General features: G+C 34.1%; 6 protein-coding genes and 2 pseudogenes. All 8 read left to right on the top strand.

Annotated elements, in window-relative coordinates; all coding sequences use genetic code 11:
- Window positions 1-170: pseudogene (locus tag CI949_RS20935) on the top strand (hypothetical protein); the annotation flags it as partial.
- Between the two features lie 1,072 nt (window positions 171-1,242).
- The gene (locus tag CI949_RS11705; protein WP_290766792.1) at window positions 1,243-2,337 is read left to right on the top strand and encodes an AAA family ATPase; all 1,095 of its coding nucleotides are present in this window, start codon (window positions 1,243-1,245) and stop codon (window positions 2,335-2,337) included.
- 19 nt (window positions 2,338-2,356) lie between these two features.
- Window positions 2,357-3,187: a hypothetical protein gene (locus CI949_RS11700; RefSeq protein ID WP_290766790.1), complete on the top strand. Its 831-nt coding sequence runs from the start codon at window positions 2,357-2,359 to the stop codon at window positions 3,185-3,187.
- A 51-nt stretch (window positions 3,188-3,238) separates the two neighbouring features.
- Window positions 3,239-4,720: pseudogene (locus CI949_RS11695) on the top strand (S8 family peptidase); the annotation flags it as partial.
- A gap of 464 nt (window positions 4,721-5,184) precedes the next feature.
- The gene (locus tag CI949_RS11690) at window positions 5,185-5,397 is read left to right on the top strand and encodes a helix-turn-helix transcriptional regulator (protein WP_069194802.1); all 213 of its coding nucleotides are present in this window, start codon (window positions 5,185-5,187) and stop codon (window positions 5,395-5,397) included.
- Between the two features lie 258 nt (window positions 5,398-5,655).
- Entirely contained in the window at window positions 5,656-8,757 is a 3,102-nt protein-coding gene (locus CI949_RS11685) for a DUF499 domain-containing protein (RefSeq protein ID WP_290766781.1), read from the top strand.
- A 20-nt stretch (window positions 8,758-8,777) separates the two neighbouring features.
- Entirely contained in the window at window positions 8,778-9,326 is a 549-nt protein-coding gene (locus CI949_RS11680) for a DUF3780 domain-containing protein (RefSeq protein ID WP_290766778.1), read from the top strand.
- 25 nt (window positions 9,327-9,351) lie between these two features.
- Window positions 9,352-10,729 (top strand): DUF1156 domain-containing protein (locus tag CI949_RS11675; RefSeq protein WP_290766775.1); only part of this gene is annotated, 1,378 nt, incomplete at its 3' end.

Below are 10,729 nucleotides of genomic sequence, written 5' to 3'. Positions count from 1 at the left end.
TAAACAACAAAAAATTCGACAAAATAATATACGTATCCTGTAACCCAACAACACTCGCAGAAAACCTAAGAGACATGAAAAAAGTCTACAAAGTAAAAGAACTAACATTCATGGACATGTTCCCACATACAAGACACGTTGAGACGGTAGTCTTGATGTCTAAGAAATAAAGCTCGTAAGCATTGAAAATACTGGGTTTCATAAAATAAAAGTAAATCTGTCAACTCGATTTAAACCCTCGATATTGGTACGTGGAAACATATCGAGGGTGTTTTTTTGTGGTAAAAATGAGTCTGAGATTAGGTAGGGGTGAGTGGACAGAATAGATAAATTAGTAGGGTTGAGGAGATAGGATGAATGTTAATAATACCCAACTGAATGGTGCGTGCACTAATTTTGGATTTTTGTGAAAAGAGAAATGTATATACTGCTTTGATATGTGAACTGGATATCCGAAAAATTATGGACTGTTTCAACGGATTTATATTAATTTCTAAATATTCGAGAATAATTCCTTACAGTGAAATCAATCAAAGCCAAAGATTTAATCTTAACATTCCTCGATATATTGATAGAGCGAATCAGAAGACTTATAGGAGATTTCTACTCACTTGTTTTGAGCAATACCTAAAAAAGATATAGATGTACTAGAGTCTTTTTGGAGAGTGTTTTTTTATTACGTGCAGAATTTTTAATGAGAATGGCTGAAATGGATATATGGAGCTTAGGGGTAGAAGGAAATGTCAGGGTTACCAATACCATCATAATCCCCAAATTATAGGATTTGATGAAAGAATTAAGAGAGAGTTTGATGAAGGTAAAGAATTGCTAGAGTTTTGTTAGGGGTCGAAGAGTAATTCTGTATTAGGTAAATTTATATGTGAGAGAAAAGAAGTTTTCTACAGTTATATTAGAAAACTGGTGATAATGCCTTTGATGAAAAAGAAAATCTGAAATTTACCATACCAGAAGATGTTATGAATAGATATCAGCAATACACATCAATCTAAGTGTGTAAATGGATCAACTAGGAAGCTTTTATTGAAAAATGTTTCTTGGTTATTTTTATTTTGAGGAATGACTGACTCCTGAAAAAGTAACGAAACCGAGTCGAAATTACAGATAACGGAGTTAAAATAACAAAAACGGATTACAAATAATGAAAATGCGTATAATAATAACAAATACATTGACAAAATGAACGACAGTTGGTTAAAATATGTATGTCTGGAGGAATGAAAAATGTACACAGAGATTGTGAAAATTATTGAAGGTGGAATGATTGGTGATAAAGAGAAGGTATATAATTATGCCCAAGTTCTAGCAGAGAACCTGGAGAAATCTAGTGATGATTCTCTAGCTAAGAAAATACGTTCTCTATTAGTGAATAAAAAAACTAGAATGGCCTCCTTAGATGATTTTTCTACTAAGCCAGTGGATTCTGAAAGCTGTATGGAAATGGTGGATGTCTTTATCCCGGATAAATCATTTGAGGTACCGATATTGAAACATTATGTTCATGATGAGATCGATGAATTTATTAAAAGCTATTGGCAAAGGGATGAGATTTTACGAGCTGGAATTGATATGGTTAGCTCGTTGTTATTGTATGGTCCACCCGGGTGTGGGAAAACAACGGTGGCAAGATTTATCGCATATAAGACGGGGTTGCCACTTGTGACCGTTAGACTTGATGGTCTGGTCTCATCACTCTTAGGAAGCACAGCAAAGAACATAAGGAGAATTTTCGACTATGCTTCGAAAAGAGACTGTATCTTATTCCTTGATGAATTTGATGTTGTAGCAAAACTTAGGGATGACAAGCATGAACTGGGAGAGTTAAAAAGGGTTGTGAACAGCTTGCTTCAAAATATTGATGATTTTAGTCAAAACAGTATTTTAATTGCAGCAACCAATCATCATGAATTATTGGATCCAGCTGTTTGGAGAAGATTCTCTAAGATTATTACATTAGAGAAGCCTAACAAAGAAGAGATCATGCAGCTGATCAAGTTGTATACAAAGAATACAAACAGTAATGTGATGGAGAATGAAAAGAAACTGGAAATGCTGGCAGCCGCCTTAGATGGTATTAGCCATGCAGATGTCAAAACAGTAGTAAGTAACGCAATAAAGAAATCCATCATAAACAAAAAGGATATGACTCATAATTGGGATATATTGCATGAAGTGTATTTATATAGAAACCATAAGATTATCAGTGAGAATGATTTTATTAAATACCTGTTGCAATATGGGGTGACACAAAAGGAAATTTGCGATAACTATGATTTTTCGATTAGGAAGGTGAGAGATGTAGCGAACTCTCCAGAGTGAAAGAAGGGGCGGTGTAAAAATGGCTGATGAAAGATTACCAATTAAATTTTTTGCTAAAAGAGAAGTAGACAATATGAGAGTTGAAGCTGGTGGAGGAGGAGATCCACCTAAATTCGTATTAAGTCCAGAAGAACTACAGATCAAGTCCAGAGTTTTTGTTGATACATTTCAGGAGTTTAGGACGAAAGTGTTAAAGAAGGAAAGGGATAACTCTTTAATTCCATTCGTTTTCAAGACTAGAATTATCGACGATGCAACGGCAAAAACCCATAGATGTGAAGTGAGCAACTTATTTAGGACTGGTACAGATAATAATGTATTAGGATTGGCGGATGAAGATGAGCTAATTATCAAAGTAGATGACTCTCGAGAAGTAGATAAAATACTTGAGCGCTTAAAGAATACTCAGCGATATGCCCACGCAATATCTGCAATTGAAAACATATCTGACTTTGAACCTATAATTGCCAAGAGCGAAAGTGCTGAGTCTGTTGACTATAAAGTTAAACTCATTGATTTTCAAAATTACGAGCAAAATACAGCAATTAGAAACTACTTTGAAAGATCAATGAAGCAAATTGGCCACGAAGTAATCAGAACCAATTATTCACCAAGCCATGTAGTCTACAATGTTAAGGGTGTTAAACTTGATGAGTTTATGACTCTTAATAAAAATGAAATCTTTGAAGCTATTTTTTCCATCGAGCCTATGCCAAAATATACAGTTGCTCTTGATATGGAAAAAGATGAAGCAACGATTAACATTTTAACTCCTAAAGAAGGAAAAAAGTATGCGATAGTGGGCATTTTAGATAACGGAATAGCTGATATTCCTCATGTGAAACCATGACTTGTAGAAGAGCGATATACTGCATATCCAGAACCTTATGTAAAAAAAGATCATGGAACTTTTGTTTCAGGAGTAGTTATCTATGGTGATCACTTGGAAGGCAAAAAGTGGGTCGGTACTGAGGGTGTTCAAGTTCTGGATGCTTGTGTTTATCCAGATACTGATAAGGAAGGCATCGAAGAAGATGAGTTAATTCGAAACAGCCAAGAGGCTGTCAAAGCCCATTACAGAGATGTGAAAGTGTGGAATCTGTCAATTAGCATTATCAATGAAGTGGATGAATATAGCTTCTCCGATTTTGCTGTTGCACTAGATGCTTTGCAGGATCAGTATGGAGTTTTAATCTGTAAATCTGCGGGAAACTGTAAAAATTTTAAGACGGGTCATCCAAAAGGAAAGATCCATCAAGGCGCTGACAGTGTAAGATCTATAGTGGTCGGATCTATTGCACATAAAAAATCCGCACTAGATTTAGCTGAGATTGATAATCCATCACCATTTACAAGAATTGGCCGTGGACCATCCTACATCATTAAACCAGAAATAGTACATTATGGCGGAAATGCTGGTGTAGATGCTTCAGGAAGGATGGTTATAACAGGGGTGAGATCATTCGGATTGGATGGTGCAATCTGTCAATCAGTGGGAACAAGTTATTCTACACCTCGTATTGCATCACTCGCGGCAGGTTTACATCAAGAAATGGAAGAAGAGTTTGATCCCTTATTAATCAAGGCCCTGATTGTCCATTCTGCAAGTTATTCAGAAAATCTAAGAGTTCCAGTAACTGAAAGAGTAAATCAAGTGGGATTCGGGAAACCACAGTCTGTAAGAGAAATTTTATATAATTCACCTTACGAAGTTACCTTGATCTTGCGTGATGAAATTGCAAAGGGTGAGTACATTGATATAATGGACTTTCCTATGCCTGAATGTCTTGTGGATGGAGATTACTTTACGGGACAAATCATTGTAACCTTGGTATACAACCCAATTCTTGACTCGACACAGAGAGCAGAGTATTGCCAATCTAATGTAGATATTAAAATGGGTACATATGATGCTAAGAAGGATAGGGACACATCCAAAAGAAATATTCTTAATCCAGTAGGACGAGATGGTTCTCAGAATGTGCTTCTTGAAAATTATTACAGCAAGAAGAAAATGAGAAGCAATACGGATGAATTTGCTCTTAAAGAAAGATTACTGATTAAGTATGGAGATAAGTATTATCCTGTCAAGAAGTATGCAGTCGATTTATCTGAAATGACTGATGGTAACAAGCTTAAGTACTTAACGAAGGACAAGAATTGGTATCTTAATATAAAAGGTCTTTACAGAGATCACATAGAAGTTAAGTCTCAAATGGAAGGTACTGTACCAAGCCAAGAGTTCTGTCTCATTGTAACTATTAAGGATCCGACCGGAACAAAACCAGTTTATAATGAAGCAAGCCAAAAGCTAGATGAATATAACTTCTGGCATACCAATATTAAGCTCCAAACAGATGTTATAATTCGCAACTTATATTAGATGTAGTATAAAGAAGCACGATTCCACTAAGAAAAAGAAAAAATGTAGTAGAAAAAGTAAGAATCAGTATAAAACATCAATCCAGATAGGTTGGTGCATGTAGAAGCTATTTGCGTATGTCTAAGATATAAGTTCGAAAAGCCTTGAAGATTCTGGGTATCATAAAGTGATAGCAATTCTATCAACTCAATTTATACCCTCGATATGTGTATATGGGAACATATCGGGGGTATATTTTTGGTCAAAATTAAGCAGTAAACGGTTGGATTGAGTTGCCGTAATAGATGATTTTGTTAGAGTTGAGATAATAAGATGGATGTAATATCTTATAAACTTGTCCTATACTGGGTTTAGAATTATAAATGCTAAGTACAAATCAAAAATCGCGCGTATGTAAAGAAATTATTTGCAATATAATGAGGCCAATGATATTATGTAATTATACATAGATAGAGGTGATTACAATGGTAATTAGTTATAAAAAACTTTGGAAGCTTCTTATTGATAGAGATATGAAAAAGAAGGACTTGCAGAAGCTTGCAGGTATTAGTTCTGCTACGATAACAAAGCTTGGTAAAAATGAAAATGTTAGTACAGAAATAATACAAAAAATCTGTATAGCGTTAAAATGCGACGTCTGTGATATCATGGAAATGGATGATACCAAACGGAGTTAATGCTTGTTTCACAACATGATAACTAGGAAATGAATGCCTAGCCAACCATTGCAGATATCGGGAGGGCTACATTGGAGAAATTCTATTCCTAAAGAGATTGATGATAATAAAACTCAGAAAGATGTTGCTCAAGTATTAAGCGTTTTATTAATTATAATTATGATTTAAAATTGATGTTTTTTTAAGAGAATGATTTTCAAATCAATATTGGATAAAAAACAGAATTAATATTAGACGTTACTTAGGAGGTAAATAAAAATGAAAACCTTATTTGAAGCTTGTAAGCCAAGGGAAAGTGTATTTGATGAGACAAAAAGAGACGATACACTTGACCTAAGTAATTTACTGGACGGTTCCATAGACGGCAAGCAATTTTTTGAAGAAACTTTTATTACAGAAGGAATGGAACTATTATTTGATACTGCATTTAAGAGATTTGAAGGGAAAGCATCAAGTGGTCTGGTTAAACTAACTCAAGCTATGGGCGGGGGAAAAACGCACAATATGGTTGCACTTGGAGTCCTCGCGAAAAACAAAGAGATAAGAAAAAGTATTTTAAATGGTAAGTATGCCAATGTAGATTCGGACATAAGAGTAGTAGCTTATACAGGAAGGGAAAGTTATTTAGAATTCGGAATATGGGGGGAAATAGCAGAACAACTTGGTAAAAAAGAGTTGTTTAATAGTTTTTATACACCTTTAATGGCCCCAGGACAATCTGCCTGGATTAACTTACTTAAAAGTGAGACTCCAACTTTAATTTTACTTGATGAGCTTCCACCTTATCTACAAAATGCAAAAACAATACCAGTAGGAACAGGTACAGTAGCAGATATTACAACGACTGCTCTTGCAAATTTGTTTAATGCAGTAGGAAAAGCAGAACTTCATAATGTTTGTATTGTTGTTTCTGACTTACAAGCTACTTATGAAGAAGGTTCCCAACTTTTACAAAAATCTTTTAAGGAACTTGAAAATGAAATTGAGCGTTCCGCAATCAATATCGAGCCAGTAGGGGCTAATACAGATGACCTTTATAATATCTTGAGAACAAGATTATTTGAAAAAGTAGGAAAAAAAGAAGATATCGATAAAATTGCAATGGAATATAGAAGAGCAGTTGTTGAAGCAAGGCAAATGGGATATACAAACTATTCTCCTGAGGAAATAGTAAAAGGTATTTATACATCCTATCCTTTTCATCCGTCAATTAGGGATTTATTTGCAAGATTTAAGGAGAATCCAGGATTCCAGCAAACAAGAGGGTTTATTAGACTAACGAGAATGATGGTAAGGGACCTTTATAGTGGTGATATAAAAGCTAAAAATAGATATTTAATTAATGCTTTTGACATGAATTTAAATGATAAAGAATTAATGCCAATGGTAAAGTCTATAAAACCAAGGTTATCCAATGCAATATCCCATGACATTGCGAATCAAGGGATGTCTGTTGCAGAGATAATGGATGAACAAGCAAAAAGTACAGATATGGAAGACCTAAGTAAATTAATTTTAGTATCTTCTCTTGCTAATGTGACTAATGCAATTATAGGTTTATCCATACAAGAGCTGATAGGATATATGGCAGAACCAGGTAGAGATATTACAAGACTTAAGTCAGCCTTAGAAGAATATAAGGTTAAGGCTTGGTACCTATATACAGATAAAAATGAAAGATTATTTTTTAAAGATATAAAAAATGTAAATGCAGAGCTTTTAGATTTAGTAAATACTTATTCTTATGAAGTAGCTAAGCAAAAAATCAAGGATATATTAAAAGATAAATTTAGGCCTAAGTTATCAGATTGTTATCAAGAAGTATTAGTTTTCCCATCTATTGAAGAAATTGAATTAAAAAAAGATAAAATTACCCTAATACTTACAGAGCCATATCCAGGAAATAAAGGTTTAAATCCAGATATTGAGAAGTTTTTTGAGGATACTACCTACAAAAATAGAGTTATGTTTCTTTCTGGACAGCGTTCTTCTATGGAAGGACTAATAAATATTGCAAAACAGTATAAAGCTATGGAAACTATTATTTACCGTATGAACAATGAGGAAAAGTTGCCAGAAAACGACCCACAATATCAACAAGCGTTAGATTTATTTGATAAAGTTAATCTTCAACTACTGCAAGCTACAAGGGAAACTTTTGTGACATTGCATTATCCTAAGCGTAGAGGACTTACAAATGATGATTTTGAAATGAAGTTTAACGAAAATAATTATGATGTTGAAGACCAAATTAGAGACCTACTTATTAAGGTCATGAAATTTACTAAGCAAACGGATACTGAAGAGTTTAGGGGGATGTTTGAAGATAGGATTTTCACTCAAAGGCAAATGACATGGAATAACTTAAAAGAGAGAGTAGCTACTATTACAGCATGGCCATGGCATAACCCAAGAGCATTAGAAGATTTAAGAGACGACATGTTGAGAAAGGGGATTTGGATAGAAACGGGAGGATATTTAGATAAAGAGCCCCCAGCTCCAGAAACATCTGTATTTGTTAGAGAAATAGGCGAAGATAAAAACACAGGTGAAGTTACTTTGAAGATACAACCTCATAATGGGGATAGGGTACATTATGAAATTAATGGGGATGCTACAGAAGCTTCAATGGTAGTTGAGGATATTCATAATTTTAAAACTAAAGAATTAAAGTTATCATTTTTATGTGTAGATAGTACAGGAAAAAATACTACAGGTCCTGTAGAATACTGGACAAGAAAGATTAATCTACAACATAAAATTTATGACAAGGATGGAAAATCCAATGTAGAACTAAAAGCTACATCACCAAATGTTACTATCAGATATACAACTGATGGCTCTAACCCTAAAGAAAGTGGAGGAGTTTATGAAGAAAGCTTTATTATTCCTGAAGGAGCTAAGTTTATTCAAGCCATCGCTTTTAATGAAAGTCTTGGGGTTTATTCAGATGTAATGCAAATAGAAGTAAAAGAGAAAAAGTTTGAAATAGATAAAGAGAAACCTGTCCATTTAATAGAGCCAATAGTATCTAATAATACAACTGAAACATTTAATGTGGTAGAAAAGTTAAGTAAATATGATTTATCTGTTTCAGGTGTAACTATTGGAATAACAGAAAAAGGTAGTGGTACAAATACAGGATTTATTGAGTTGACTATGGGGGATTTTTACATTAAAAAACCTGAAAATCTTGTGGAAGAGTTAAAGGGTCTTATTGATAAGTTCTTTGATGACAAGAGTTTTGAAACTCACATTACAATCAACAAAGTAATTTTTGATAGCGGACAGGTATTTGAAGAGTGGGTATCAGACAATAAAGAAATAATAGAACAATACAAGAACAAGATTTTGCAATAGACAGTAGGAGGTTTTAAGTAATGTCTAAAATCCAAGCATTAGGTTTTGGATATATTCCAGAGGAAACGAAGCATCATTTTTTTGTTGTAATTCCAAGAAGCCAAAATCAAAAAATCGCAGTTTATGAACGATTTGACTGGGATGATTCTGAGGTTCAACAAAGCGATATAGATTATAAATCGCTGAAGGTCAGGATAGATAAACATAAATGGGATTTAGTAAAAGATCCATTACAGCAAGAGTTTAACAATACTTTAAGGGAAAATAATATACTTGTAGGAAGATTTAAGATAGGGGAAATACCAGTAGACAGGCTTTTGGGAAAAGAAATGGTACTCTTGCTATGGGCAATAGAAGATTCGGACCCTAAACTAATACCCGTAGCCCTAAAGAATTGGCTGGGGCTTAGTAGAGAAGAACGTTGGTGGCTTTTTACCATGACAAATGCAGTAACAGGTCAAGCCGATGATAAAAGAGGGTGGAGGAAGGCTATCAGATATGCTCTTACAGAAAATCCAATAGATGATGAAAAACATAAGCAATTAAACATATTTGATTTGTTTAAATAAGGTTACAACTGAAGGAGTGGGCAAAATGTTAGATTATAGTAGGTCATTTATAGAAATGCAGTTTCCAGTATCTAAAGTATCGAAGGAAAGTTATAAAGAAAGGAAAGCTAACTTAGGACAAACTCTTACGGGACTTGGTAAATGGTGGGGGAGGAAACCTCTTATACTCGTAAGAGCTACACTCCTTGGGGTTCTTATGCCTGTATCAGATAATCCTGTAAAAGATAGAGAAATATTTTTAAAAATACTGACAATGGATGATGAAGGCTTATATCTTAGAAAGTCTAAAAACTTGACCATGAAAGAACTATATTCAATACTTAATAAAAAAGAAAGAGCAAAGTATTTTGATTCTGAATCAACAGAAGAGAAACCTAAGTACATACAAGGCTTATCTATGGAAGAAAGGGAAGAACTTCAAAAATTAGCATTTAATAGACTGACTTATGATGAAAAGTTAGTTTATTGTGACAGACCAGAACATGTAAAAAATCTTACAGAAAATGCTTGGAAAGAAATAAATGAGCATTTAGGGACTAATGCTTCTTCGCTACAAGAGCTAATTAAGGAATTAGGAGAAAAGCGATATGGTCATACGCCAAGGGTAGGGGATTGTTTTGCAGGAGGAGGAAGCATACCTTTTGAGGCTGCCAGGATGGGGGCAGATGTTTATGCTTCTGATTTAAATCCTGTAGCATCACTACTTACCTGGGCATCGCTAAATATAGCAGGAGCATCAGATGAAGAAGTAGAAAAATTAAGAGAATTTCAAGAAAAGGTATATAAGGAAGTAGACAAGCAGATTGTTGAGTGGAAAATTGAGCATAATGAAAAAGGACATAGGGCAGATTCTTATCTTTATTGTAATGAAACCATATGTCCAGAATGTGGATACAAAGTACCCTTAGCCCCATCTTGGGTCATTGGAAAAGGAACAAAAACAGTAGCAATACTAAAAGATAATGGTATAGATGGATTTGATATTGATATAGTACAAGATGCTACAAAAGAACAGTTTAAGGAATCAGACAAGAATATAACCATTAGAAACAACAAGGTTTATTGTCCACACTGTGAAATGGAAACCCCTATATATGCCATTAGGGGAGACAGAAAAGATGCAGAAGGTAATACTGTTTATGGGTTAAGAAGATGGGAGAAACATGAGTTTATACCACGAAAAGATGATGTTTTTCAAGAAAGATTATACGCCATAAGATATGTAAAAAACTATATAGACGAAAAAGGAAAGCTAAAGACAGAAAGGTATTATACAGCACCTACTAAGGAGGATTTAGATAGAGAAAAAAAGGTAATTGATTTATTATCTGAAAGATTTAATAAATGGCAAGAAAAGGGGTATATTCCTTCTTTGATGATTGAAGAAGGCTATAATACAGACC

It is taken from the genome of Halanaerobium sp., from assembly GCF_003070835.1.
The sequence above is the reverse complement of the archived record's forward strand: the minus strand, read 5'-3'. Positions and strand labels throughout refer to the sequence as shown.